The organism is Demequina sp. NBRC 110056, from assembly GCF_002090155.1.
GTDB lineage: Bacteria > Actinomycetota > Actinomycetes > Actinomycetales > Demequinaceae > Demequina.
Map to the genome: position 1 here is coordinate 36,952 of NZ_BBRM01000006.1, position 24,887 is coordinate 61,838.

Here is a 24,887-nt window from a genome sequence, read left to right on the forward strand (position 1 = left end):
GCGTGGGCCGGGGCCCGCGGCAGTGCGCAGGTTCGCGGCTAGGGGCGCGTGGGCTCGGCGGCCTCGCCCGCGTCGGCGACCTGCGCCTTGGCCGCGGGCGCCTCGGCGTCGTCGGGAATCCCGTCGCCGTCGAGGTCCTCGAGAACCTCGTAGGTCTTGCCAGTGTTCTTGGCGATGGCGGTGATGAGCGCGGCGACGGGCAGGGCCATGAACGCGCCCATGGGGCCCGCGATCGCGCCACCGGCCATCGCTCCGCCGAACGCGACGGCGCCGTTGAGCTCCATGGTCTTCGAGGACAGCCGGGGGCTCAGCAGGTAGTTCTCGATCTGCTGGTAGACCAGCACCCACGCGAGCAGCACGAGCCCGGGCACGAAGCCCTGCACGGCGATGACGACGAGGATCGGGATGGCGGCGCCGATGTAGGTGCCGATGAACGGGATGAACACCGACACGAAGCCCATGAAGAGGCCGAGCGGCATCGCGTAGACGAGCGGCAGCCCGACGAGCAGCATCACCACGAAGCCCGACCCGCCGCACACGATCATCAGCAGCAGTCGCGAGTAGAAGTAGCCGCCGGTCTGCTCGATCGAGGTCCGCAGCACCCACATGGTGACCTTCTGTCGCGCGGGAGGCATACGCCTCATGATCGAGCGGGTCAGCCGCGGGAAGTCGGCCGCGAAGTAGAAGGTGAACATCGCGATGGTGAACAGGTCGAACACGATGCCGAGGCCTGACGTGAGGATGCCGAAGAGGTTGTCGCCCCACTCCTGCACGGCGCGCAGCAGCGCCTCGGTGCCGCCGGCCGCGGCCTCGCCGTCGATGATCTCCTCGCCGAACTGGCTGGCGAGCCAGTCGTCGAGCTGCTCGTACCAGCCCGCTGCGTTCTCGCTCACGGCTGCCGCGAACTCGACGATCGCGGGAATCAGGACCGAGACCATGAAGATGAGGAAGGCGAGCGCCGCGAGGTAGATGATCCCCACGGCCGCACCGCGGCGCATCGCGAAGCGCTTGGTGAGCAGCTCCACGCCGGGAATGATCGCGAGCGCGAAGAACAGCGAGATCACCAGGATCGAGATCAGGTGGCGCAGGTCGATGACGACGGCGACCGCGATCGCGACGGCGACGCCCACCACCACGATCTTCCACAGCGCCGTCCAGACCCAGCGGTTGAGCCACGGCGGCGGTCCGTCGGTGGGCTCGGCCTCGGACCGCGCGGTCTGGACCGCCTCCACGATGTCTGTGGGCGGATGCGCTGGCGGCCGGGCGTCGGACATAGGGTCATCGTGCCAGGGGCAGCGCCGATGCGCGGGCTGGGCACGCGCGCACGCGCCACCTCCGCAGGCGGCCCCACCTCCGCAAGCGGCGTCGCGGCCGCGCCGAGCGGGCTACACCCAGGTGGGCAGCCACATGTGCAGCTGCCAGTACCGGAACGGGATCGGGTCGCCGATCCACACCGGGGCGAAGAACCCGGCGACCACCAGCACGGCGCCGAGGAACACCGCCACGGCGATAGCGCCCGGCGGCCACCAGGACCCTCGCAGCCGCTCGGGCTGGGCGAGGCGCTTGAGCCCCCAGGCCAGCATGATGACGAGGAACGGCGCCATGGCGACGGTGTAGAAGGTGAAGATCGTGCGGTGCGCGTACGGCAGCCACGGCACCCACGCCGCGAGCACTCCGACGGTCACGGTCAGCGCGAGCAGGTCCCGCCGCGCCACGATCCGCCACAGGGCGTAGACCAGCACGATGGCCGCGGCCCACCAGATGAGCGGGTGGCCCACCGCGTGGATCGCGCTGACGCAGCGCTCGGCGCCGCAATCCGCGTCCGGCACGTCCTGGAAGTAGAAGGCCGTCGGGCGGTACTGCAGGGGCCACAGCCACGGGTTCGACTCGTAGTTGTGCGGGCTGTCGAGCGTGCGATGGAACTGGTACGCGGTCTGGTGGTAGTGCAGCAGCGAGTTGAGGCCGTCGGGCAGCCACGTGGCGCCCTCGTCCGGGTGCGTCTCCGCCCAGTGACGCCCGTAGCCGCCGTCGGAGCGGAACCACGGGATCCACGACGCCAGGTACGTGAGGGGCAGCAGGACGAGCGTCGCGAGGAACGCCGGGACGGCGCGCACGAGGCCCCCGGCGAACCACCGCTCGGCGCCCACCGCGCGACGGTCCGCCCAGTCCCAGATCACCGACAGGACGAGGAATGCGGCCGCGAACCACAGCCCGGACCACTTCACCGAGACTGCGAGGCCGAACGTCACGATCGCCGCGAGTCGCCACCACCTGACCCCGGTGCGGGGGCCGAGGCCGGTGAGGTCCGCATCGGCCCTGCTCAATAGCTCGCGCGTGCGTGCACGGTCCACGAGCAGGAGCCCGAACCCGGCGACGACGAAGAAGGTGAGGAAGATGTCGAGCAGCGCCGTGCGGGACAGCACGATGTGCTCGCCGTCGACCGCGAGCAGCAGCCCGGCCACGCCGCCCCATAGCGTCGAGCGCAGCAGGTGGCGCGCGATGAACGCCACCATGACCACGGTCACGACGCCCAGCAGCGCTCCCATGAAGCGCCACCCGAACGGCGTGGGCCCGAAGATCTGGATGCCGACCGCGATGAGCAGCTTGCCGATCATCGGGTGGACGACGTAGTCGCCCTCGTCGGTCAGACCCGAGAAGTCACCGCTCGCGAACGCCTGATCCTCGCCCTCCCACTCGCCCTCGAAGCCGAGCGTCAGCAGGGAGTACGCGCCGCGGGCGTAGAACACCTCGTCGAACACGAGCGCCTGGGGCGACCCGAGGTTCGCGAAGCGCAGCACCGTCGCGAGGCCACCGACGCCGATGGCCATGAGGGCGACGCGCCATCGGTACGCGGTCTCGAGGATCACAGGCGTCAGCCTAGTTGCGGCCGATGCGCGGGCTGGGTCAGGCGACGGCCTCGCGTGCCGCTCGGGCAGGGCGCACCTCGAGGGTGCAGCACTTCACGCCCCCGCCGGCGAGCCGCAGCTCGCTCAGGTCGACGCCGACGGGCACGAAGCCCTGGGCGGCGAGCTGGGCGTGGAAGCGCGTCGCCTGCGCGGCGGTGACGACGTGCAGGCCGTCCGAGACCGCGTTGAGGCCGAAGACGGCGGCGTCCTCCTCGGACACCTCGATCGCGTCGGGGTAGCGGCGACGGAGCTCGGCGAGACCGGCCTCGTCGAAGGCGCTCGGCAGGAACGCGATCTGCTCGCGGCCGGGCCGCGCATCGAGCACCGCGAGGGCGGTGTCGAGGTGGTAGTAGTCCTCGCGCACGAGGGTCAGCGGCAGCACCTCGAGGTCCACGAGCTCGCTGAGCTCGTCGTGCGAGCCGGGCGTCGACCGGAAGCCGGTGCCGGCGAGGATCGTGTCGCCGACGACCAGGAAGTCGCCCTCGCCCTCGTTGACCGACGCGGCCTCGGCGACCTCGAGCCCGGCGGAGGCGAACCAGCGGGCGTAGGCGGCAGCCTCGGGCTGGCGCTGCTCGTGGCGGAAGCTCGCGGTGTAGGCGAGGCCGCCGACCACCAGGCCGCCGTTCGCGGCGAAGACCATGTCCGGCAGGCCGGGCTCGGGCTCGATGAAGGACACCGAGAAGCCCAGCGAGCGGTAGGTGGCGACCAGCGCGTCCCACTGCGCGATCGCGCGCGCCGTGTCGCACGGGGCGTCGGGGTCCATCCAGGGGTTGATGGAGTAGGTCACCTCGAAGTGGGTGGGCCGGCACATGAGGACGGACAGGGGACTAGCGTGGCGCGCGGGGACGGTCATGGCACCTCCTAACGAGTCCAGGATGTCAGCGAATCCGCGCACGCGTGTGGGGTTGCGGCGCGTCTTTCTCGCGTCGTGGGGCCGATGCGCGCTCGATCTTTGCGTATAGGCGCTCCTGGGCGCGCGGTGGGGGAGGCGTGGGCGGCACGCGCCGCTGTGGGACGCTGGTGCCATGACAGGACGCATCGTGCTCGCGGCGACGCCCATCGGCAACGCCGCCGATGCGTCGGACCGACTGCGCGAGGCGCTCGCGACGGCCGACGTCGTCGCTGCTGAGGATACGCGACGCGCGCGCGATCTCGCGCGACGCCTCGACGTGTCGATCGCCGGCGAGCTGATCGCGGTGCACGACCACAACGAGGCGGACCGCGCCGCAGGGCTCGTCGAGCGCGCCGCCGGTGGGGCAACGGTGGTGCTCGTGTCGGACGCCGGCATGCCCACCGTGTCCGATCCCGGCTTCCGGCTGGTCGAGGCGGCGTCCGCCGCAGGCGTCGACGTCACCGTCCTGCCCGGCCCGAGCGCCGTGCTGACGGCGCTCGCGCTGTCGGGCCTGCCGACGGACCGGTTCTGCTTCGAGGGCTTCCCGCCCCGCAAGGTGGGGGAGCGGTCGCGGGCGCTCGCGGCGCTGGCCGCAGAGCCGCGCACCATGGTGTTCTTCGAGGCGCCGCACCGCCTCGTCGACACCCTCGAGGCGATGGCCGAGGCGTGGGGCGTCGACCGGCTCGCCGCGGTGAGCCGCGAGCTCACCAAGACCTACGAGGAAACCCGGCGTGGTGCGCTCGGCGCGCTGGTCGACTGGGCGCGCGAGTCGGGGCCGCGCGGCGAGATCGTCGTCTGCGTTGCCGGCCGCCCCGCCGAGGCGCCGTCGGTGGAGGCTCTCGTGGCCGAGGCACTCGAGCGCGTCGCCACCGGCGAGCGGGCCAAGGATGCGGTGGCCGACCTCGCGCAAGCCGCAGGAGTGTCGCGTCGCGACCTCTACGCCGCAGTGCTCGAGGCGCGCTCGGCGGGCGCGTGACGGGCGCAGCTGCGGACGGCCGCGGTCCAGAGCCAGTCGCCGACGGCCATGCGACGGGCGAAGCTGCGGACGGTCGCAGTCCAGCGGCCAGCGACGACGTCCGCGGGGCGGCCGGAGCCACGGGCGGCCGAGCTCATGAGCGCGGCTCGAAGGGCCGAGTTCCCGCACACGGCGCCACGACGCGGGCACACGGCTGGACGCCGGCGCTCGTCGCCTCCGCCGTGCTCGCGGCGCTGGCCGTGGCCGCCAGCGTCGTGGTCCTGACGGGCCTCGACGGTGCCGGCTCAGGCGCGAGCCCAGCACCGACGGCGACGGTCACGGCCGAGCCCGGCGGCACGACTGCCCCCATCACCGCCGCGTCGACGGAGCCCGCGACGCCCATGAGCTCGGCGCTACCCGAGCCCGCGATCTCCGTGTCGCCGTCGTTCGACCTGACCGCCCACTCGATCGACGACCCGGCCTCCATCTGGGCGGTCGTCAACAAGCACCGTCCCGTCGACCCGCAGTCGTGGAGCCCCGGCGCCCTCGAGGTGATTCCGGGCGGTGGGCAGATGACGCCCGAAGCGGCTCAGGCTCTCCGGGACATGCGCGCCGCGGCGGCCGAGGCCGGCGCCGGCTTCTCGGTCGGCACCGCGTTCCGCAGCTACGGCGTCCAGCAGGGGCTGTACTCGCGCTACGTCCGCACCTGGGGGGCCGACCGCGCTGACACGTTCTCCGCGCGCCCGGGGTACTCCGAGCACCAGACGGGCCTCGCGGCGGACATCTACCAGTCGGCGGCGTGCCGCCTCAAGCCGTGCTTCGGCGACGAGGCCGCGGGTCTGTGGGTCGCGGAGCACGGCCACGAGTACGGCTTTCACCTGCGCTATCCCGAGGGCTCGACCGACGTCACGGGCTACCGGTACGAGCCCTGGCACATCCGCTACGTGGGAGTCGAGCTCGCGACGCACCTCCACGACGAGGGCATCGCGACGCTCGAGGAGGCCTTCGGACTGGACCCGGCGCCCGACTACGAGTAACACTGCCTCCCGACGCCCCGCGCATCGGCGCTCTCGCCACCTGACAGTACGAACCAAAGCCAGAGGCGACACCCCGAGCCGGCCACCGCATCGGCCCTCCGTCTCGGCGCGTCGCGCCGGAAAGTGGTTCGCACTGTCAGCGCGCACCGGGCGACCCGAGACGTCCCGGCGCCCGCATCGGCCCGCTGTCACGCGCACCGCCGCGCGACCTTGGAGCGTCACCCCGCACGTGCTCGTACCGCTCGACACACGCCTGGGACGCGAGTGGCTCATGTGGCGCATGCGCACGCTCGGCCGTGCCACGAGCACCACGAGTCACTGCCGTGTGTTGAGCGGTACCGGCGGCCGGCGCTCTCTCCACCTGACAGTACGAACCAAAGCTGAAGGCGACACCCCGAGCCGGCCACCGCATCGGCCCTCCGTACCGGCGTGTCGCGCGGGAGAGTGGTTCGCACTGTCAGCGCGCACCGGGCGACCCGAGCGGTCCCTGGCGCCCGCATCGGCGCACCCGCGCGGTCACTAGGATGGTCGCCATGTCACGCATCCTCTCCGCTGTCGCCTGGCCGTATGCCAACGGGCCCCGTCACATCGGCCACGTGGCCGGTTTCGGCGTGCCCTCGGACGTCTTCAGCCGGTACATGCGCATGGCGGGCGAGGACGTCCTGATGGTCTCGGGCACCGACGAGCACGGCACACCCATCCTCGTCCAGGCGGACCAGGAGGGCGTGAGCCCGCAGGAGCTCGCGGACCGCTACAACCGCGTGATCGTCGAGGACCTCGTGTCGCTCGGCCTGTCGTACGACCTGTTCACCCGCACCACGACCGGCAACCACTACAAGGTCGCCCAGGCGATGTTCAAGGCCGTGCACTCCAACGGCTACATGATCGAGCAGACCACCCGCGGCGCGATCTCGCCGTCGACCGGCCGCACCCTGCCGGACCGCTACATCGAGGGCACCTGTCCCATCTGCGGCTACGACGGCGCCCGCGGCGACCAGTGCGACAACTGCGGCAACCAGCTCGACGCGATCGACCTCAAGAACCCCGTGAGCCGCATCAACGGCGAGACCCCGCAGTTCATCGAGACCGAGCACTTCTTCCTCGACCTGCCGGCGCTCGTCGAGCCGCTGTCGCAGTGGCTGGGCGCGCGCCACGGCTGGCGCCCCAACGTCCTGAACTTCTCGCTGAACCTCCTCAACGACGTGCGCCCGCGCGCGATGACGCGCGACATCGACTGGGGCATCCCGGTGCCGCTCGAGGGCTGGGAGGGCAACTCGAGCAAGCGCCTGTACGTGTGGTTCGACGCCGTCATCGGCTACCTGTCCGCGTCGATCGAGTGGGCGCGCCGCGAGGGCGACCCCGACGCGTGGCGCCAGTGGTGGAACGACCCCGAGTCGCTGTCCTACTACTTCATGGGCAAGGACAACATCACCTTCCACTCGCAGATCTGGCCCGGCGAGCTGCTCGCCGCGAACGGTCGCGGCGCCAAGGGCGGCAACCTGTCGGAGTTCGGCGACCTGCAGCTGCCCACCGAGGTCGTGTCGAGCGAGTTCCTCACCATGGAGTCCAGCAAGTTCTCCTCGAGCCGCGGGCACGTCATCTACGTGCGCGACATGCTCAGCCGCTACCAGCCCGACGCGCTGCGCTACTTCATCGCCGTCGCCGGCCCCGAGTCCTCGGACGCGGACTTCACGTGGTCGGAGTTCAAGCGCCGCACGAACGACGAGCTGGTCGCCGGCTGGGGCAACCTCGTCAACCGCACCGCCTCGCTGCTGCACAAGAACGTGGGCTCGATCCCCGAGCTCAGCGACCTTCACGACATCGACAAGGCCGCGCTCGCGGGCTCCGAGAAGGCGTTCGGCACCGTCGGCGACCTCATCCGCGGCCAGCGCCAGCGCGCCGCGATCTCCGAGGCCATGCGCGTGGTGGGCGACGCCAACAAGTACCTCGCCGACACCGCGCCGTGGAAGCTCAAGAACGAGGACCCCGAGCGCATGAAGACCGTCCTGGGCGTCGCCGCGCAGCTCGTCGCGGACGCGAACACGATGCTCGCGCCGTTCCTGCCGCACAGCGCGCAGAAGGTGCACGAGGTCCTCGGCGGCGAGGGCACGTTCGCGCCGATGCCGGTGATGAACGAGGTCGAGGACCTCGACCTGCCGGACCGCCACTACCCGGTCATCCAGGGCGACTACTCGTCCGCGCACGGCACCTGGGGTCGCCGTGCCGTGGTGCCGGGCACCCCGGTCGGTGCGCCGACGCCCGCCTTCGTCAAGCTCGACGACGACATCGTCGAGTCCGAGCTCGAGCGGATGCGCTCGGGCGACGAGTAGCGGGTCGCCTCACCGTGACCCGTGCCGGAGCCTGGCCGGCGACGCCCGAGGCGCTGCCCGCGCCCATCGTCGACAACCACTGCCACCTCGAGTACCCCGCGGGAGACGAGCCGCGCACGGTCGAGGACCGGCTCGCCGAGGCGGCCGCGGCCGGGGTCACGCGCGTGGTGCAGATCGGTTGCGACCTCGATTCCGCACGCTGGACGGCCGATGCGGTCGCTCGGTTCCCGTCGATGCTCGGCGGGGTGGCGCTGCACCCGAACGACGCGGCGGTGCTCGCCGCAGCCGGCGAGTACGACGCGGCCTTCGCGGAGGTCGCCGGGCTCGCGCGCGGCGAGCGCATCCGCGTGGTGGGCGAGACGGGCCTCGACTTCTTCCGTACGGGTCCCGAGGGGCGGGACGCGCAGGTGGCGGCCTTCCGCGACCACATCGCGCTCGCCAAGGAGCTGGGCAAGCCGCTGCAGATCCACGACCGCGACGCCCACGCCGAGGTGATCGACGTGCTCGACCGCGACGGCGCCCCCGAGGTGACGGTCTTCCACTGCTTCTCCGGCGATGCCGCGATGGCCAGGCTCGCCGCGCACCGCGGGTGGTACCTCAGCTTCGCCGGCACGGTCACCTTCAAGAACGCCCACCAGCTGCGCGCGGCGGCCGCGGTCACTCCGCTGTCGCACGTGCTCGTCGAGACCGATGCGCCGTTCCTGACCCCGCACCCGCGCCGCGGCGCCCCGAACGCGCCGGCGCAGGCCGCGCTCACGGCGCGCGAGCTCTCGCGGGTCCTCGAGGTCGATCTGGCCGAGCTGTGCACCACCGTGTGGAACACCTCCCACGACCTCTATGGCCCCTGGTAGAGGACTGATGCGCGGGTCGTCTCAGGCCCCGTCTGTGAGGTTTCGACTGGCTTTCTGAGGGTCACGTGTGAGATAACAGTCCGGTTACGGATGCCCTGAGGGCGCACCCGAGGAGAGGACCTGACCGAGTGAGCTATCGACGCAGGGCCGCCGCACCCGGCGGCCGGAGGGATGCGCGCGAGCGCACCACCACGCGCACGCGCACCACTCGCACCTTCGCGGGCGGGATCGCGCTGAGCGCCTTCGCCATCGGCTCCTTCGCGTCCGCGGGCGTCAACGCCTGGGCGCAGGAGAGCCCGTCCGACAGCGCCCAGCTGGCCGTCGCGAGCGAGGTCGCCGCGGTCAACGCCGGCTCCTCGAGCATCGAGGTCGTCACCCGCACCGAGGAGGAGACCATCGCGCACTCCTCGGTCGAGGAGAAGGACTACGACGAGTACGAGGGCAGCTCGAAGGTCGTCACCGAGGGCGAGGACGGCACCGCCCTCGTGAGCTACACCGTGACCCTCAAGGACGGCGAGGAGGTCGAGCGCGAGGCGGGCATCCGCGTCGTGGTCGACGAGCCCGTCGACGAGGTGGTCTCCGTGGGCGCCCGCAAGGAGCCCACCATCCCCAAGACTACGAACGCCGGCGCCAACCGCGCGCTCGGCCGCGAGCTCGCCGCGCAGCGCGGCTGGACCGGGACCGAGTGGGAGTGCCTCAACGCGCTCTTCACCAAGGAGTCGAACTGGCGTCACAACGCCCAGAACCGCTCCTCGGGCGCCTACGGCATCCCGCAGTCGCTGCCCGGAACGAAGATGGCGTCGGTGGGCGCGGACTGGCGCACCAACCCCGCGACCCAGATCACCTGGGGCCTCAACTACATCAAGGGCCGCTACGGCACGCCGTGCGGCGCGTGGGGACACTCGCAGAACCGCGGCTGGTACTGAGCGGTCGGACCTGAGTCGTGGCGGACCTCTTCGGCCCAACGGATATTCGCACCCTCGCCGAGTCGCTCGGCACCGCGCCCCACAAGAAGTGGGGACAGAACTTCGTCGTCGACGCGGGCACCGTCCGCCGCATCGCGCGCATCGCGGGCGTCGGCCCTGACGACCATGTCGTCGAGGTCGGCCCCGGCCTCGGCTCGCTGACCCTCGCGCTGCTCGAGACCGGCGCAGAAGTGACCGCCGTCGAGATCGACCCCCTCCTCGCGCAGGCGCTGCCCGAGACCGTGGCGGCCCGCGCATCGGGCGAGGCTGACCGGCTCACCGTGCTCCACCAGGACGCGCTGACGGTGACGTCGCTCGACAGCGACCCGACCGCGCTGGTCGCGAACCTGCCGTACAACGTGTCGGTGCCGGTGATCCTGCACCTGCTCGAGAGGTTCCCGACCATCGAGCGGGTGCTCGTCATGGTGCAGGCGGAAGTGGCGGATCGCCTCGCGGCGCCTCCGGGCTCGCGCACCTACGGCATCCCCTCGGCCAAGGCGGCGTGGTACTCGGCCACGCGCCGCGCAGGCGACGTGGGGCGCGCCGTGTTCTGGCCCGTGCCGCGCGTCGACAGCGCGCTCGTGCTGATGGAGCGCCGTGAGCAGCCGGAGACCACCGCGAGCCGCGAGGAGGTGTTCGCCGTCGTCGACGCCGCGTTCGCCCAGCGGCGCAAGGGCCTGCGCGGCGCGCTGTCCGGCATCGCTGGGTCGGGTGCCGCGGCGGAGGAGGCCCTGCGGTCCGTCGGCATCGAGCCCCTGACTCGCGGCGAGCAGCTCGACATCGTCGCGTTCGCGCGCATCGCGGAGGCACTGGCCTCCCGCAAACCAGGCACTTCTGACACAGTGGGGGCATGACCCGCTCCGTCACCGTGCGCGCCCCGGGCAAGGTGAACCTGCAGCTGTCGGTGGGTCCGGTTCGCGAGGACGGCTATCACCCCCTCGCTACCGTCTTCCAGGCCGTCGACCTCTACGAGACGGTGACGGCGACGCCGCGCGAGGACGAGCGCATCACGGTGACCGTGCGCGCCGCACGCGGGGCGTCCATCGACGTCGACTCCGTGCCCCTGGACGACACCAACATCGCCGTGCGGGCCGCGGAGGCGCTGCGCGCGGAGTTCGGCATCACCGAGGGCGTCGACCTCGAGATCGTCAAGGGCGTCCCCGTCGCGGGCGGCATGGCGGGCGGCAGCGCGGACGCCGCCGCGGCGCTGCTCGCGTGCGCCGAGGCATGGGACCTCGGCGTCTCGCGCACGCAGCTCGATGAGGTCGCCGCGACGCTCGGCGCGGACGTGCCGTTCATCCTCCACGGCCACACCGCGGTCGGGCTCGGCCGCGGCGACGAGATCACCCCCGCGATGACCCGCGGCGAGTACCACTGGGTGCTCGCGACGCAGTCCGAGGGGCTGTCGACGCCGGCCGTCTACGGCGAGTTCGACCGCATGATCGAGGAGGGGCGCGTCCCCGCCGAGGAGCCCCGCATCTGCGACGAGCTCATGGTCGCGCTGCGCGCCGGCGACGCCGAGGCTCTCGGCGACGTCCTCATCAACGACCTCCAGCCGGCCGCGCTGCGGCTCGCGCCACACCTGCGGTCCGTGATGGAGCAGGCGCTCGAGGCGGAGGCGCTCGGCGTGATGGTGTCCGGCTCGGGCCCCACGGTCGCCGCGCTCGTGCGCTCGCGTCAGCACGCCCTCGCCGTGGCGGCGCACCTCACGGTGTCGGGCACGGCCGATGCGGTGGTCACCGCGAGCGGCCCCGCTCCCGGCGCCGTGGTCCTCGCCTAGCGTCCCTGCGCCTCTGGGGCGCACCCGGGCGGGATCAGGCACTCTGCCGACGCTCGTGCGCTCTCAGCGCGACACTCTCAGCGCGCACGGAGCGCCGGCTGTCGAGCCCTACTGAGCGTCGCGGGCCTTGAGGGCGTCGCGGATCTCGGTGAGCAGCTCGATCTCGGTGGGGCTCGCGGGCTCGTCGACGGCCGGCTCGTCCTTCTTCCGGCGCTCGGCGAGCTTGTTCAGCGGCACGACCACGAAGAAGTAGATCGCCGCTGCCACGGTGATGAACTTGAAGAGGGCGTCGAGGATGAGGCCCATCGGGAACAGCGTGTCGTTGATCGAGAAGTTGCCCATCTCCACGAGGCTGGGCTGCCCGAAGATCAGCGCGATGAGCGGGTTGATGAAGCCCTCGACCACCGCGGAGATGACGGCAGCGAACGCACCGCCGATGACCACCGCGACCGCGAGGTCGACCACGTTGCCGCGAGTGATGAACTCCTTGAAGCCCTGAATCATTGCCCTGCTCCTCCCGAAGATGACGGTCCGTCATCGCCACTGTAGGGCGCATCGGCCCTCCGTGACAGGGTGTTCAGGCGGCCTTCACTGGTCGCGCGGCTCGCGCGACGGCAGCACGGGGTCCGCCTCGAAGTCGCTCAGCCCGTTCCACGCGAGGTTCACCAGGTGCGCGGCGACCTCCTCCTTGGACGGCTCGCGGACCTCGGCCCAGTGCTGGCCGGTGAGCGCGACCATGCCCACGAGCATCTGGGAGTAGATGGGCGCCGCCGACGGGTCGAGGCCGCGCTTGGAGAACTGGTGGGCGAGCAGGTGCTCGACCTGGGTCGCCACGTCGCCGATGAGCGACGAGAAGGTGCCGGTCGCCTGCGCGACGGGCGAGTCGCGCACGAGGATGCGGAATCCGTCGGGGGAGGACTCGATGTAGCTGAGCAGCGCGAACGCCGCGCGCTCGACGAGCTGCTTGGGGTGCCCGCGCTCGGACAGCGCGCCCGAGAGCGCGCCCAACAGCGCCTGCACCTCGCGGTCGACGATGACGGCGTAGACGCCCTCCTTGCCGCCGAAGTGCTCGTAGACCACCGGCTTCGACACGTCCGCGCGCGCCGCGATCTCCTCGACCGACGTGCCCTCGAAGCCGCGCTCCGCGAACAGCGCGCGGGCGACGCGGAGCAGCTGCTCGCGGCGCTCACGGGCGCTCATCCGGGCGCGGGGCGCCTTCCTCGGGGTGTCGGTCACGTCCCTAGTGTGCCGCGAATCCTGGCAGACTTGACCACTTGTGGGGTCCTGCCCCCACGTTCCGCCCTGGTGTAACGGCAGCACGCAGGCCTTTGGAGCCTCGCAGTACAGGTTCGAATCCTGTGGGCGGAGCGCCGATGCGCGGGCTGGCTCGCGCTCGCGCGTCGCCACCTCGCGGCGCCGGGCCGGGTGACGCGCAGGTAAAGTGGTCAGTGCATCTGTACGAAGCCTCACAAGGGCGATCGAAGGGACCTCGGTGAGCCGCATCCGACCCGCCGCAGTGATGATCCTCGCCGCCGGCGCAGGCACCCGGATGAAGTCGGCCACCCCCAAGGTGCTTCACCCGCTCGCGGGCCGCTCCCTGGTGGGCCACGCGCTCGCGGCCGCGGGGGCGCTCGAGCCGCAGCGCATCGTCGTCGTCGTCCGTCACGAGCGTGAGCGGGTCGCGGCGCACATCGAGCAGATCGCGCCGCATGCGTTGCTCGCCGACCAGGACGACATCCCCGGCACCGGCCGCGCGGTGTACTGCGGCCTGTCGACGCTCGACGCGACCGCCGTCGCGGCCCGCGTGGCCCAGGGCGACCGCGGCGCCGACGTCCTCGACGCGCAGCTCGACGGCGCGGTCGTGGTGACCAGCGGCGACGTCCCCCTCGTCGACGGCGCGCTGCTGACCGCGCTCACCGAGGCGCACGCGACCACCGGCGCAGCCGTCACGCTGCTGACCGCCGAGGTCGACGACCCCACCGGGTACGGCCGCATCGTGCGCGACGCCGGCACGGGCGAAGTCATCGAGATCGTCGAGGAGAAGGACGCCTCCGAGGACCAGCGGGCGATCGCCGAGATCAACGCCGGCATCTACGTCTTCGACGCCGCGACCCTGCGCGGCGCGCTCGCCCAGCTCGGCCAGGACAACGCCCAGGGCGAGATGTACCTCACGGACGTCATCGCGATCGCGCGCGGTGAGGGCGGGCGGGTCCACGCCTTCGTCGCTCCCGACGCGAACGCCGTCGAGGGCGTCAACGACCGGGTCCAGCTCGCCGCGGCCGGCCGCCGACTCAACGACCGCATCGTCGAGCACTGGATGCGCGAGGGCGTCACGGTGACCGACCCCGCGACCACGTGGATCGACGCCGACGTCGTGCTCGCCCCCGACGTCACGCTGCTGCCCGGCACCCAGCTGCACGGCGCCACGGAGGTCGCGAGCGGCGCGACCGTCGGCCCGGACAGCTCGCTCACCGATGTGTCGATCGGCGCGGGCGCCACGGTGACCCGCACGCACGGCTCGGGCGCGGTCATCGCCGCCGGTGCCACGGTGGGCCCGTTCTCGTACCTGCGTCCCGGCACCCACCTGGGCGCCGACGGCAAGATCGGCGCGTTCGTCGAGACCAAGAACGCGACCATCGGCGACCACTCGAAGGTGCCGCACCTGTCCTACGTGGGCGACGCGACCATCGGCGAGCACAGCAACATCGGCGCCGCGACCATCTTCGTCAACTACGACGGCGTGTCGAAGAGTCACTCGACCGTGGGCGACCACGTGCGCATCGGCTCCGACAACGCCCTCATCGCCCCGGTGACGATCGGCGACGGCGCCTACACCGGCGCGGGCGCGGTCATCCGCCGCGACGTGCCGCCGGGCACGCTCGCGCTCAGCGGCGCGCCCCAGCAGAACGTCGACGGGTGGGTGCAGCGGCGCCGTCCCGGCACTCCTTCCGCGGAAGCGGCCGAGCGCGCTGAGCAGGCGCGCGAGGGCGGCGACGCACTATCGTCAGGATCACAGGCCGACACGGCCACGAACTCTCAGGGAGAGGCATGAGCGCAGGGATCTCGCACGCGAGCGAACGTCGAATGGTGCTGGCGGGCGGTCGCGCTCACCCCGAGCTGGCGGAGAACGTCGCCGCGGCTCTCGAGATCGAGCTGCTGCCCACCACGGCCTACACCTTCGCCAACGGCGAGCTCTACGTGCGCTTCGGTGAGTCCGTGCGTGGCGCCGACGCGTTCGTGATCCAGTCGCACGCCGCGCCCATCAACGAGGCGATCATGGAGCAGCTCATCATGGTCGATGCCCTCAAGCGCGCCTCGGCCAAGCGCATCACCGCGGTGATCCCCTGCTACGGCTACGCCCGTCAGGACAAGAAGCACAAGGGCCGCGAGCCGATCTCGGCGCGGCTCATGGCTGACATGTTCAAGACCGCGGGCGCGGACCGCGTGATGTCGGTCGACCTCCACACGGCGCAGATCCAGGGCTTCTTCGACGGCCCCGTCGACCACCTGTGGGCCATGCCGATGCTCGCGCAGTACGTGCGCACCCGTGTCGCTCCCGACAACCTCACCATCGTGTCTCCGGATGCCGGCCGTGTGCGCCTCGCCGACCAGTGGTCGGACCACCTGGGCGCGCCGCTCGCGATCATCCACAAGCGCCGCGACCCCTCGGTCCCCAACCAGGTGAAGGTCCACGAGCTCGTCGGTGAGGTCGAGGGCCGCACCTGTGTGCTGGTCGACGACATGATCGACACCGGCGGCACCATCGTCCAGGCGGCGGAGGCGCTGTTCGAGAACGGCGCCAAGGACGTCATCGTCGCGTCCACCCACGGCCTGCTGTCGGGCCCCGCAGTCGAGCGGTTGCGTGACTCGCAGATCTCCGAGGTCGTCATCACGGACACCCTGCCCATCTCGGACGACAAGCAGTTCGACAAGCTCACGGTGCTGTCGATCGCGCCGCTGCTCGCCCGCGCGATCAACGAGGTCTTCGACGACGGCTCGGTGACGAGCCTGTTCCAGGGCGGCGTCTAGGCTGACCGCGGCTGCGGCCGCCGCGCCGTGAGGCGGGGCGCTGCCCGGCGAAGCCCTCTAGCGCATCCGGGCGTAGCGGGCGCGAGCGAACGAGTACAGACCGTACGCCGCGAAACCCACGCCCACGAGCACCACGAGGACGGGTCCGCCCGGGGCGCCGAGAAGGCTCTCGACCGCGCCGTCGAGGCCCTTGGCCTCCTCGGGGTCGGCGGTGATCGCGGCGTAGGCGAACAGCACGCCCACCACGACGAGCGCGACGCCCTTGGCGATGTAGCCCACGGTGCCGAGCCAGGTCGTGGCCGTCCCGGAGCGCGTGAGGTCCTCGCGGAACTTCCGGGTGGCGCCCTTGTAGATGTGGAAGCCGCCGGTGACGAGGATGCCGAGCGCGACCGCGCCCACCAGGATCCGGCCGGCGGGAGCGCTCATGAGCGCTCCTGCGAAGCCTTGCGCTGACGAGTCGCCCGAGCCGCTGTCGCCTCCGCTGAGGGCGATGCTCGCTGCCGTCACGGCGAGCGCGAGATAGACACCCGCCTTGCCGCCGTCCTTCACGCGATCCTTCGCATCGCCTCCGGGGCGGAAGACCTCGGCGATCTGCCACGTACCGAGCGCCACGAACGCGGCGACGGCGATCCACAGCAGGATCACGCCGCCGGGGGCGTCCGCGACGCCGGACAGCGCCGCGCTCTGGTCAGCCTCGGCCTCGCCGCCGAAGCCGATGCGCGCGATGAGGAATCCCAGCAGCACGTGCAGGGCGCCGGACACGGCGTAGCCGGCGCGTGCGGCCTTCTCCCAGCCGTCGCGGCCGGTCGTCGGGGTCAGGGGCGTGCTGGACGTCACCATGTCCTCTCCAACGCCCACTCGCTCGGCCGTCATTCCCCGCATCGCGCCGTGCCGCTGGCTCAGGTATGATGGTGCGGTTCCTCGGCGAGGGAGGCCCACTGGGCGCTCCGTGATCGACGCGGCAGATGCCCAGCGCAGCCTGCCTTGCCGTGGCCATCTGACCGAGACCGAGGAGAACCCCATGTCTGACAAGCTCAAGCTCGCCGCCGAGGTGCGCACCGAGTTCGGCAAGGGTGCGGCGCGCCGCATCCGTGCGAACCACCAGATCCCTGCCGTCATCTACGGCCACGGCGAGGACCCCCAGCACATCGTGCTCCCGGGCCACGACACCATGATGGCGCTCAAGCACTCGAACGCCCTGCTGACCATCGAGCTCGATGGCGACAAGCAGCTCGCGATCGCCAAGGACGTGCAGCGCGACCCGATCAAGCCGGTCATCGTCCACGTGGACCTCCTGACCGTCAAGAAGGGCGAGAAGATCACCGTCGACGTGCCCGTGCACCTCGAGGGCGAGACCGCCCCCGGCACCATCCACGTGCTCGAGAACGCCTCGCTGCAGATCCTCGCCGAGGCGACGCACCTGCCCGAGTCGCTCACCGTGTCGATCGAGGGCCTCGAGGAGGGCGCGAAGATCACCGCCGCCGAGCTCGAGCTCCCCAAGGGCACCGAGCTGGCCGTCGACGGCGAGCTGCTCGTCGTGCACGTGACCGTGCCGCGCGCCGCCGCCGAGGACGAGGAGACCCCGGCCGCCGAGGGCGAGGCCGCCGAGGCCGAGTCCGCCCCGTCGGCGCCCGAGGGCGACGAGAGCTAGAGTCATCTCCATGCCGAGCGCCCGTCACCCCTGGTGGCGGGCGCTTCGCATTGGATCGACCACCTCACCCGAGCCGGAGGAGACCATGACCGCGCTGGTGATCGGCCTGGGCAACCCGGGCGACGAGTACGCGGCCACGCGTCACAACGTGGGCCAGATGGTCCTCGACGAGCTCGCCTCGCGAGGCGGCGGCTCCCTCAGCGTCCACAAGAAGACGCGCACGCGCGCGGCCACGGTGCGCCTCGCGGGCGAGGCCGTCGTGCTCGGCGCGCCGATGTCGTACATGAACGTCTCCGGCGGCCCGGTGTCCTCGCTCGCGAAGTACCACTCGGTGGAGCCGGCCGACGTGATCGTCGTCCACGACGAGCTCGACATCCCGTTCGGCGAGGTGCGGCTCAAGCGTGGCGGCGGATCGGGCGGCCACAACGGCCTCAAGGACATCACGAAGGCGCTCGGCACCCCCGACTACATCAGGATCCGGGTGGGCATCGGACGCCCGCCCGGCCGCATGGACCCTGCCTCCTTCGTGCTCAAGCCCTTCTCGGCGACCGAGCGCAAGGACCTGCCCTTCCTCGTCGACGACGGGGCCGATGCGGTCGAGGCCGTCCTCGCCCACGGGCTCGAGGCCGCGCAGCAGCGGTTCCACACCAAGTCCTGACCTCGCCTCGGTCAGGCTGCGCGCTGGACCCGCGCCTCAGGGCCTCGCGCCTCAGGACGTCGCGCCTGTAGACCTCGCGCCTCAGGATTCCGGGTCGAAGTGGAAGACCCGCAGCTCCTGCGGGCACCGGCACGCCGCGGCGAACCGGGCCGCCCACTCGACCGCCTCGTCGCGCGTGGCGATCTCCAGAAGGGCGTAGCCCCCGCCCATGCCTGCGGTCTCGGGGTGCGAGCCCTCGGTGACCGTGCCGTCGCCCGACACCAGGACGGTCGCCACGGACTCGTCGATCGCCCCGCCGAAGACCCACGCCCCGGCAGCCTTGGCCGCGGCGACCACGGCCCGCGACGCGTCGGAGACCGCGTCGAAGTCCTCGGGCGGCACGTCGAACGCGGTGCTGGGGAACGAGATCAGGTACGTCGCCATGGGGTGCTCCATCCGTGAGCCGGGCCGGCGCTCCCATCCTCGCCCACGCGGCTCCGCTGCGCTCGGTGAGGGGCGCTCGCCCACCCGGCCCGCGCATCGGCGCTGCGAGATCGTGGGCAGATGTGTCGATCCCGGAATGGACACACCCCCGGGGCGCGTCACTACTATCGAAGTGCCGGAGCGGGCCCGCCGAAGCGCCTGCGTCGCACCACGTCGACAGTACGAGGGAGGACGCGTGACCACCACCGAGAACACCTGGGAGATTCCCCAGACGCCCGATCGCCGCTACGCGGCGGCGCTGTTCGACCTCGACGGGGTGCTCACGCCCACCGCCGAGGTGCACATGAAGGCGTGGAATCGGATGTTCACGGACTACTTCACCGCGCACGGCATCACCCCGGCCTACACGGATGACGACTACTTCGCGTACGTCGACGGCAAGCCCCGGTACGACGGGGTCCGGGCGTGCCTGGCCTCCCGCGGCGTGACGCTGCCCGAGGGCGATCCGTCCGACGCGGCTGGCACCGAGACGGTGTGCGGCATCGGCAACACCAAGAACGACGCGTTCTCGGCGATCCTGCGCGACGAGGGCGTGGCCCCGTACCCCGGGTCGCTGCGACTGCTCGACCGCCTCGGCGAGCTCGGCACGGCCATGGCGGTCGTCTCGAGCTCCCGCAACGCGCCCGACGTGCTCGCGGCCGCGGGCATCGCGGACCGCTTCGAGATCGTGGTCGACGGCAACGTGGTGGCGAGCGAGGGCATCCACGGCAAGCCCGCGCCCGACATGTTCGAGCTTGCGGCCCAGCGACTCGGCGTCGCTGGGACCGATGCTGTGGTCGTCGAGGACGCCCTGTCCGGGGTCGCGGCCGGTGCCGCGGGAGACTTCGCCCTGGTGGTCGGCGTGGACCGCGGCGCGGGTGCTGAGGCGTTGCTCGCGGGCGGCGCCGACATCGTCGTGGACGACCTTGAGGAGCTGATCGCGTGAAGGCCGCCAAGCGCACCGTCGGAGACACGAGCGCGCCCGACTACCTGGACCGGCTGAGGTTCCCGGTCGACCCGTGGCGTCTGGTCGAGACCGAGTTCTCGAAGGAGGACCTCGGCGTCACCGAGACGCTGTTCGCGGTCGGCAACGGCTACCTGGGGCTGCGCGGCAACGTCGAGGACGGTCACGACGCCCACGCGCACGGCACCTTCATCAACGGCTTCCACGAGACCTGGAAGATCCTGCACGCCGAGGAGGCCTACGGCTTCGCGCGCACCGGTCAGACGATCGTCAACGTCCCGGATCCCAAAATCATCAGGCTCTACGTCAACGACGAGCCGCTGCTGCTGTCGATCGCCGACCTCGTGAGCTACTCCCGCGTGCTCGACATGCGCGAGGGCGTGCTGTCGCGGGACCTGCTGTGGCGCACCCCGTCGGGCAACCGGGTGCGTGTGCGGTCGAAGCGCATGGTGTCCTTCGCGCAGCGACACCTGGCCGTCATGTGCTTCGAGGTCACGCTGCTCGACGAGGAGGCGCCCATCGCCATCTCCTCGCAGCTGCTCAACCGCCAGGCCGGGCTCGACGAGTACCGTGCCAACCCGTCGCCCGACGTGATCGCCGACCCGCGCAAGGCGGAGAAGCTCGAGAAGCGCGTCCTGGAGCCGCGCCTCCACCACGGCCAGGACGACCGCGTGGTGCTGGGGTACCAGTGCGCCGCCTCGGGCATGACCCTCGCGGCCGCGATGGAGCACTCCGTTGACTTCGACGACGACTACGACACCGTCACGGAGGTCGAGGAGGACTACGCCAAGCAGGTCTTCCGCGCGCGTGCGAAGCCCGGGCAGACGTTCACGCTGACGAAGGTCGTCAGTTATCACACGTCGCGCGTGGTGCCGCCGCGCGAGCTCGCCGACCGCTGCAACCGGACCCTCGACCGCGTCCGCTCCGAGGGCATCACGACGCAGTTCGAGGACCAGCGCGCTTGGCTCGAGGACTTCTGGGAGCGGTCGGACGTCGAGATCGGCGGCAACGACGCGATCCAGCAGGCCGTGCGATGGAACCTGTTCCAGCTCGCCCAGGCGGCGGCACGAGGCGACGGCCACGGCATCGCCGCCAAGGGCGTCACGGGCTCGGGGTACGGAGGTCACTACTTCTGGGACTCCGAGATCTACGCCCTGCCGTTCTTCACCTACACGTCTCCGGTGATCGCGCGGAACGCTCTGCGGTACCGCTATCGGATGCTCGGGATGGCGGAGAAGCGCGCCGCGGAGCTCGCGCAGAACGGCGCCCTGTTCCCGTGGCGCACCATCAACGGTGAGGAGGCCTCCGCCTACTACGCCGCTGGTACCGCGCAGTATCACATCGATGCCGACATCGCGTATGCGATCGACAAGTACGTGCGCGCCACGGGCGACGACGACTTCCTCGCGCGAGAGGGCATCGACATCCTCGTGCAGACGGCGCGCATGTGGGCGGACCTGGGCTTCTGGCGCCAGATCCCCGGCAACGGCGAGTCGTTCCGGATCCACGGTGTGACGGGCCCCGACGAGTACACGACGGTGGTGAACGACAATCTGTACACAAATGTCATGGCGCGCTTCAACCTGCGCTGCGCCGCCCAGAGCGTGCGCAAGCTCCAGGATCGCTGGCCGGACCAGTACGCCCGGCTCACGTCGCGCCTTGAGGTCACGGACGCCGAGATCGCCGAGTGGGAGCGGGCGGCTGATGGCATGGCGATCCTGTGGGACGAGCAGCTCGGCATCCACCCTCAGGACGCGCTGTTCAACGAGCGCGAAGTCTGGGATCTGGCGAACACTCCCGCGGAGAAGCGGCCGCTGCTCCTGCACTTCCATCCGCTGGTCATCTACCGCTTCCAGGTGCTCAAGCAGGCCGATGTGGTGCTCGCGCTGTTCCTGCAGGGCGACCAGTTCACCGAGGCGCAGAAGAAGGCCGACTTCGACTACTACGACCCGATCACCACCGGCGACTCCACGCTGTCGGGGGTCGTGCAGTCGATCATCGCGGCCGAGGTGGGCTACCACGAGCTGTCGCTGCGGTACTTCTGGGACTCGTTGTACGTCGACCTCGGCGACCTGCACTCGAATGCCTCGGACGGCGTGCATGTCGCGTCGACGGGTGGCGTGTGGTCGGCGCTCGCCTATGGCTTCGGCGGCTTCCGCGACCAGGGCGATGTCCTGAGCTTCGACCCGAGGCTCCCCGAGAGCTGGGACTCGCTGACCTTCAGGCTCAGCCAGCGCGGCACCCGGGTGCGCGTGACCGTCCGCCAAGAGGAGATGACCTTCACCATCGAGGAGGGCCCGGGGCTCAGCGTCGAGGTGCGCGGCGAGCGCTTCTCGCTCACGCAGCTGCAGCCGCTCACGGTGCCGCTGTCGAACCAGGGCCCGAGGCTCAAAGGCGCCCCCGACGCGACGGCCTTCCACGGCACGGTCCGCGCCGATGGAACTGTGATCCGGCCCTCGCTTCCCACGACGGTCAACGACGAGTCCACGATGACTCACGAGATCCAGCTCGATGAGGTCGTCCACCACTACTCCGAGGACGAGAACTAGAGGAGCATCAGGTGGCCGTCGGGTGGCGGCTGGTTGAGCCAGTCGGGCCCTGAGGTCGGCGTGGTGTCGGGCGTTGGGCTCGTGCCGCGAGTCGAGGGCGTCCCGGGCACTTTGGCCTTGCTGGCCTTGCGTGGCTTGCGGGGCTGGGTGCGGTGCTGGTTGGCCCGGTTGGCCGATGCGCGTGCTGGCTTCCCATTCGACCCGGGCTTGGGCAGCGCCTCGTGTCCTGAGGTGGGTGCGGGACTGGCGTTGGGCGCACTGGTCCCTGGGTTGGTGGGGTCGGGTGGAGCACTGTCGGTTTGCGGGTCGGTGAGGTCGCCGTCTTGGGCGGGGTCGGTGTCGAGGTCGTGCCCGCTTCCCACGTAAGGGTGGTTGGGTGGGGTTTCGGTGGCGGCGAGTTGGGCTCGTTCGTGTTCGGTGAGTCCGAATCGGGCTCGCCCTCCGAGTTTCCAGGGTCTGGTGGGGTCGACTGTGCCGGGTGGTCTGAAGTAGACGTCGGTGGCGGTGGTGTCGATGTCCCAGCCGCCGTGGTGAATCGTGTGGTGGCAGGCGACGCAGAGGAGGACGCCGTTGTTGAGGTCGGTGGGGCCGCCGTTGGTCCACCAGTCGATGTGGTGGGCTTCACAGTGGCTGGGCGGGGCGCCGCACATCGCGCAGCCTCCGTCACGCACCAGGAGTGCTTCACGTTGTGCGGGGGTGAAGAGCCGCTCCTCACGGCCGACGTCGAGGGGCTGGGAGTCGGTGCCCATGATCATGGGCAGGATCTCCGCATCGACGGCCAGACGACGTAGTTGGCTGATGGGGATGGCGGTACCGCCGTCGACTTCGGCGATGCCGAGTCCAGCAGTGAGGTCGGTGGCGTTGGCGTGGATCGTGATCCTGGTGGTCGCATGCGACAAGGGAGCCTTGTCGCAGCCAAGCATGTGCTTCGCGAACGCGACCAGGGCGTCGGCGCGGATCTGTCCAGGAGAGCGAGTGTCGTCGCTGAGGCGTCCGGCGTCGCGCTTGGCGCGGAAGGCGTCCTTAACGGCGCCTTCCAAGGCGGCGCGGATGGGCGCTGCGGAGATGGGATCCAGGAGTGCGGTGATCTGGAGGGCTCCGTCTTTGCGGTCGGACAGGATCACATGACGCTTGGCGTGAAGATCGGCTTGCCTGGCCTCAGCAGCCGAGGCTTGCAGCGTGTCCTGGAGTCGGCGGACGATGGGGGCGAGCTGGTTGACCGACAGCCCGTGAGCCTTGTCCACCAGCATCGTCTCGGCCTTGCTGATCCGCTCGGCGGTGGCGTCACCGGTGACGGAGTCGAGCATGTCGGTGATCATCGCCGCCGCCGAAGCCGACAACTCACCAGCCGCAAGCGCCTTCGCGACTGCGGGATACACCGGTGTCTCAGGCTCGGGCAGCGGTAGACCGGCCTGCTCAGCCTCAGCCGCCTTCTTGTCGTGGATCTCGACCTCACCCATCGTCTTGCCCGTCGAGATCAGGTCGTGGGCGTCCTTGCGTGACCCGCCGGTCATGCCCGCGATGAACCTCTCAGGCGTCGTGTGCCCGTTCCTACGGGCCAAGCCTTTGCGTCCGAACTCTGGTGCGGAACGCCGTCCGATCTCCGCAGCCGCGGTCGCGACCATCAGATCCCACTCTTTGCGTGCCGCCACGGTCGCGTGCTGGAGCTCCAGCAACGCGCCCTCGGACAGGTCTTGCACCGTCGAGGCACAGATCAGAGCACGAGCCTTCTCACGGGCACACCGGTCAGCCTCCAAAGCCCGAGCGAGCTCGGCAGGGACCTCCGTGAAGGAGGCCTCGGGTGTGGTCGTGGTGGACATGAGGCCAGTCAAACAGCCAGGTCTGACATTCCAAGGTCCCTGGCAGCCACCTGTGGACAACCCAAACCCGACACGGGGCTGGGGACGCACCCCGCGCATCGGCGCTACGAACGCCCAGGCGGTGCAAGACCAGCGCTCACACGCGCCGGAACACCAAGAGAGACCCAGCTCGCGCCCGAGGCAAGCGACCAGACTCACGACGCCAAGAGACGCCGCCCACACGACAGGAGACGCTCAGCGCTGCATGATGCGCGCGAGGAACTCCTGCGTCGCCGCCTCGCGAGGCGCGCCGAAGATCTGCTCCGGCGGCCCCTCCTCGAGGATCCGGCCCTGGTGCATGAACACCACGCGGTCCGCGACGGACCGGGCGAAGTGCATCTCGTGCGTCGCCATCAGGATGGTCGACCCGCCGTCCTTGAGGGACCGCACCAGGTCGAGGACCTCGCCCACGAGCATCGGATCGAGCGCGGAGGTGATCTCGTCGAGGAGCAGCAGCTCGGGGTCGGTGAGGATCGCGCGGACGATCGCGACGCGCTGCTGCTGCCCGCCCGAGAGCTGGTCCGGGTAGGTGTCGACCTTCTCGCCGAGGCCGAACCGCGTCAGCAGCTCCACGCCTCGCGCACGCGCCTGCGCCGCGGGCACCTTGTGCACCTGCCGCGCCGCCAGCGTCACGTTGTCGATCACCGACATGTGCGGGAACAGGTTGAAGTGCTGGAACACCACGCCGATGCGCGCACGCACGCGATCCACGTCCACGCGAACCTCGGTGATGTCGTCGCCGGACAGCAGGATGCGCCCGTCGTCCACCTGCTCGATGAGGTTGATGGTGCGCATGAGCGTCGACTTGCCCGAGCCGGACGCGCCGATCACGACGACAACCTCGTGCGCGTCCACCGTCAGGTCGACGCCCTTGAGGACGTGGTTGTCGCCGAAGAGCTTGTGGACGTCCTCGAGCTTGAGGACAGGGGAGCCGGCACGGGGGGCCGATGCGCTGGAGGGCTTCACAGCGTCGGTGTCGGCACTCACGCCCTCAGTTCC

The 24,887-nt window shown here is 70.9% G+C and carries 22 protein-coding genes and 1 tRNA gene; 14 read left to right on the plus strand and 9 right to left on the minus strand.

What is annotated here, in order from left to right:
* Window positions 1–38 precede the first annotated feature (38 nt).
* From B7K25_RS10070 to ddaH, 3 genes are all read right to left on the minus strand, one after another.
* Entirely contained in the window at window positions 39–1,274 is a 1,236-nt protein-coding gene (locus B7K25_RS10070) for an AI-2E family transporter (protein WP_084105934.1), read from the minus strand.
* Window positions 1,275–1,385: 111 nt separating this feature from the next.
* Window positions 1,386–2,867 (minus strand): dolichyl-phosphate-mannose--protein mannosyltransferase, encoded by a 1,482-nt coding sequence (locus tag B7K25_RS10075; RefSeq protein WP_084105935.1) that lies wholly within the window; start codon window positions 2,865–2,867, stop codon window positions 1,386–1,388.
* 37 nt (window positions 2,868–2,904) lie between these two features.
* Complete coding sequence (ddaH, locus tag B7K25_RS10080; RefSeq protein ID WP_084105936.1) at window positions 2,905–3,759, minus strand: dimethylargininase; 855 nt, start codon at window positions 3,757–3,759, stop codon at window positions 2,905–2,907.
* A 172-nt stretch (window positions 3,760–3,931) separates the two neighbouring features.
* On the opposite strand from ddaH, the gene rsmI reads away from it, so the two are divergent.
* The 7 genes from rsmI (at window position 3,932) to B7K25_RS10115 (ending at window position 11,716) form a co-directional block, all read left to right on the plus strand.
* Window positions 3,932–4,774: a 16S rRNA (cytidine(1402)-2'-O)-methyltransferase gene (gene rsmI, locus B7K25_RS10085; RefSeq protein WP_084105937.1), complete on the plus strand. Its 843-nt coding sequence runs from the start codon at window positions 3,932–3,934 to the stop codon at window positions 4,772–4,774.
* Window positions 4,775–5,013: 239 nt separating this feature from the next.
* A complete protein-coding gene (locus B7K25_RS10090) occupies window positions 5,014–5,790 on the plus strand; it encodes a M15 family metallopeptidase (RefSeq protein WP_159450183.1) in 777 nt (258 codons plus the stop codon).
* A gap of 533 nt (window positions 5,791–6,323) precedes the next feature.
* Window positions 6,324–8,120 carry a methionine--tRNA ligase gene (metG, locus tag B7K25_RS10095; protein WP_084105939.1) on the plus strand — a complete coding sequence of 599 codons (1,797 nt, stop codon included), beginning with the start codon at window positions 6,324–6,326 and terminating at the stop codon, window positions 8,118–8,120.
* Window positions 8,121–8,134: 14 nt separating this feature from the next.
* Window positions 8,135–8,971: a TatD family hydrolase gene (locus tag B7K25_RS10100; protein WP_084105940.1), complete on the plus strand. Its 837-nt coding sequence runs from the start codon at window positions 8,135–8,137 to the stop codon at window positions 8,969–8,971.
* A gap of 128 nt (window positions 8,972–9,099) precedes the next feature.
* Window positions 9,100–9,897 (plus strand): G5 domain-containing protein, encoded by a 798-nt coding sequence (locus B7K25_RS10105; protein ID WP_084105941.1) that lies wholly within the window; start codon window positions 9,100–9,102, stop codon window positions 9,895–9,897.
* Between the two features lie 17 nt (window positions 9,898–9,914).
* A complete protein-coding gene (rsmA, locus tag B7K25_RS10110) occupies window positions 9,915–10,790 on the plus strand; it encodes a 16S rRNA (adenine(1518)-N(6)/adenine(1519)-N(6))-dimethyltransferase RsmA (protein WP_084105942.1) in 876 nt (291 codons plus the stop codon).
* The gene (locus B7K25_RS10115; protein WP_084105943.1) at window positions 10,787–11,716 is read left to right on the plus strand and encodes a 4-(cytidine 5'-diphospho)-2-C-methyl-D-erythritol kinase; all 930 of its coding nucleotides are present in this window, start codon (window positions 10,787–10,789) and stop codon (window positions 11,714–11,716) included. Before rsmA ends, B7K25_RS10115 begins: the two co-directional genes overlap by 4 nt.
* A 108-nt stretch (window positions 11,717–11,824) precedes the next feature.
* Here B7K25_RS10115 and mscL read toward each other — a convergent pair whose 3' ends face one another.
* A complete protein-coding gene (gene mscL, locus B7K25_RS10120; protein ID WP_084105944.1) occupies window positions 11,825–12,220 on the minus strand; it encodes a large conductance mechanosensitive channel protein MscL in 396 nt (131 codons plus the stop codon).
* An 84-nt stretch (window positions 12,221–12,304) separates the two neighbouring features.
* Window positions 12,305–12,916 carry a TetR/AcrR family transcriptional regulator gene (locus B7K25_RS10125; RefSeq protein WP_084105945.1) on the minus strand — a complete coding sequence of 204 codons (612 nt, stop codon included), beginning with the start codon at window positions 12,914–12,916 and terminating at the stop codon, window positions 12,305–12,307.
* 96 nt (window positions 12,917–13,012) lie between these two features.
* Between B7K25_RS10125 and B7K25_RS10130 the strand changes: the two genes are divergently transcribed.
* The 3 genes from B7K25_RS10130 to B7K25_RS10140 all read left to right on the plus strand — a co-directional run bounded on the left by B7K25_RS10130 (window position 13,013) and on the right by B7K25_RS10140 (window position 15,745).
* Window positions 13,013–13,084: transfer RNA gene (locus tag B7K25_RS10130), tRNA-Gln, on the plus strand.
* Between the two features lie 151 nt (window positions 13,085–13,235).
* Complete coding sequence (gene glmU, locus B7K25_RS10135) at window positions 13,236–14,768, plus strand: bifunctional UDP-N-acetylglucosamine diphosphorylase/glucosamine-1-phosphate N-acetyltransferase GlmU (protein ID WP_371328303.1); 1,533 nt, start codon at window positions 13,236–13,238, stop codon at window positions 14,766–14,768.
* A complete protein-coding gene (locus B7K25_RS10140; RefSeq protein ID WP_084105947.1) occupies window positions 14,765–15,745 on the plus strand; it encodes a ribose-phosphate diphosphokinase in 981 nt (326 codons plus the stop codon). Before glmU ends, B7K25_RS10140 begins: the two co-directional genes overlap by 4 nt.
* Before the next feature lie 57 nt (window positions 15,746–15,802).
* Here the strand turns inward: B7K25_RS10140 and B7K25_RS10145 are convergent, their stop codons facing one another.
* Window positions 15,803–16,585: a DUF1206 domain-containing protein gene (locus B7K25_RS10145; protein WP_084105948.1), complete on the minus strand. Its 783-nt coding sequence runs from the start codon at window positions 16,583–16,585 to the stop codon at window positions 15,803–15,805.
* 181 nt (window positions 16,586–16,766) lie between these two features.
* Between B7K25_RS10145 and B7K25_RS10150 the strand changes: the two genes are divergently transcribed.
* Together B7K25_RS10150 and pth are read left to right on the plus strand one after the other, a co-directional pair.
* Complete coding sequence (locus B7K25_RS10150; RefSeq protein ID WP_084105949.1) at window positions 16,767–17,396, plus strand: 50S ribosomal protein L25/general stress protein Ctc; 630 nt, start codon at window positions 16,767–16,769, stop codon at window positions 17,394–17,396.
* Window positions 17,397–17,481: 85 nt separating this feature from the next.
* Complete coding sequence (gene pth / locus B7K25_RS10155; protein WP_084105950.1) at window positions 17,482–18,054, plus strand: aminoacyl-tRNA hydrolase; 573 nt, start codon at window positions 17,482–17,484, stop codon at window positions 18,052–18,054.
* A gap of 81 nt (window positions 18,055–18,135) precedes the next feature.
* On the opposite strand, the gene B7K25_RS10160 is transcribed toward pth, so the two are convergent.
* On the minus strand, window positions 18,136–18,477 hold the full coding sequence (locus B7K25_RS10160; protein ID WP_084105951.1) for a YciI family protein: 342 nt from the start codon (window positions 18,475–18,477) through the stop codon (window positions 18,136–18,138).
* Window positions 18,478–18,712: 235 nt separating this feature from the next.
* Here B7K25_RS10160 and B7K25_RS10165 point away from each other — a divergent pair, with 235 nt between their 5' ends.
* Together B7K25_RS10165 and B7K25_RS10170 are read left to right on the plus strand one after the other, a co-directional pair.
* Complete coding sequence (locus B7K25_RS10165) at window positions 18,713–19,462, plus strand: HAD family phosphatase (RefSeq protein ID WP_255376148.1); 750 nt, start codon at window positions 18,713–18,715, stop codon at window positions 19,460–19,462.
* Window positions 19,459–22,029: a glycoside hydrolase family 65 protein gene (locus tag B7K25_RS10170; protein ID WP_084105953.1), complete on the plus strand. Its 2,571-nt coding sequence runs from the start codon at window positions 19,459–19,461 to the stop codon at window positions 22,027–22,029. The genes B7K25_RS10165 and B7K25_RS10170 overlap by 4 nt, the downstream gene beginning before the upstream one ends.
* Here the strand turns inward: B7K25_RS10170 and B7K25_RS10175 are convergent.
* Complete coding sequence (locus B7K25_RS10175; RefSeq protein WP_159450184.1) at window positions 22,026–23,849, minus strand: HNH endonuclease signature motif containing protein; 1,824 nt, start codon at window positions 23,847–23,849, stop codon at window positions 22,026–22,028. The genes B7K25_RS10170 and B7K25_RS10175 overlap by 4 nt on opposite strands.
* 234 nt (window positions 23,850–24,083) lie before the next feature.
* Window positions 24,084–24,875 (minus strand): amino acid ABC transporter ATP-binding protein, encoded by a 792-nt coding sequence (locus B7K25_RS10180; protein WP_084105955.1) that lies wholly within the window; start codon window positions 24,873–24,875, stop codon window positions 24,084–24,086.
* Between the last annotated feature and the right edge of the window lie 12 nt (window positions 24,876–24,887).

Coding starts and splice junctions, on each gene's coding strand:
- rsmI (WP_084105937.1), top strand. CDS start 3,932: ATGACAGGACGCATCGTGCTCGCGGCGACGCCCATCGGCAACGCCGCC.
- mscL (WP_084105944.1), bottom strand. CDS start 12,220: ATGATTCAGGGCTTCAAGGAGTTCATCACTCGCGGCAACGTGGTCGAC.
- B7K25_RS10150 (WP_084105949.1), top strand. CDS start 16,767: ATGTCTGACAAGCTCAAGCTCGCCGCCGAGGTGCGCACCGAGTTCGGC.
- B7K25_RS10125 (WP_084105945.1), bottom strand. CDS start 12,916: ATGAGCGCCCGTGAGCGCCGCGAGCAGCTGCTCCGCGTCGCCCGCGCG.
- B7K25_RS10070 (WP_084105934.1), bottom strand. CDS start 1,274: ATGTCCGACGCCCGGCCGCCAGCGCATCCGCCCACAGACATCGTGGAG.
- glmU (WP_371328303.1), top strand. CDS start 13,236: ATGATCCTCGCCGCCGGCGCAGGCACCCGGATGAAGTCGGCCACCCCC.
- metG (WP_084105939.1), top strand. CDS start 6,324: ATGTCACGCATCCTCTCCGCTGTCGCCTGGCCGTATGCCAACGGGCCC.
- B7K25_RS10160 (WP_084105951.1), bottom strand. CDS start 18,477: ATGGCGACGTACCTGATCTCGTTCCCCAGCACCGCGTTCGACGTGCCG.
- B7K25_RS10145 (WP_084105948.1), bottom strand. CDS start 16,585: ATGGTGACGTCCAGCACGCCCCTGACCCCGACGACCGGCCGCGACGGC.
- B7K25_RS10115 (WP_084105943.1), top strand. CDS start 10,787: ATGACCCGCTCCGTCACCGTGCGCGCCCCGGGCAAGGTGAACCTGCAG.
- ddaH (WP_084105936.1), bottom strand. CDS start 3,759: ATGACCGTCCCCGCGCGCCACGCTAGTCCCCTGTCCGTCCTCATGTGC.
- B7K25_RS10140 (WP_084105947.1), top strand. CDS start 14,765: ATGAGCGCAGGGATCTCGCACGCGAGCGAACGTCGAATGGTGCTGGCG.
- B7K25_RS10175 (WP_159450184.1), bottom strand. CDS start 23,849: ATGTCCACCACGACCACACCCGAGGCCTCCTTCACGGAGGTCCCTGCC.
- pth (WP_084105950.1), top strand. CDS start 17,482: ATGACCGCGCTGGTGATCGGCCTGGGCAACCCGGGCGACGAGTACGCG.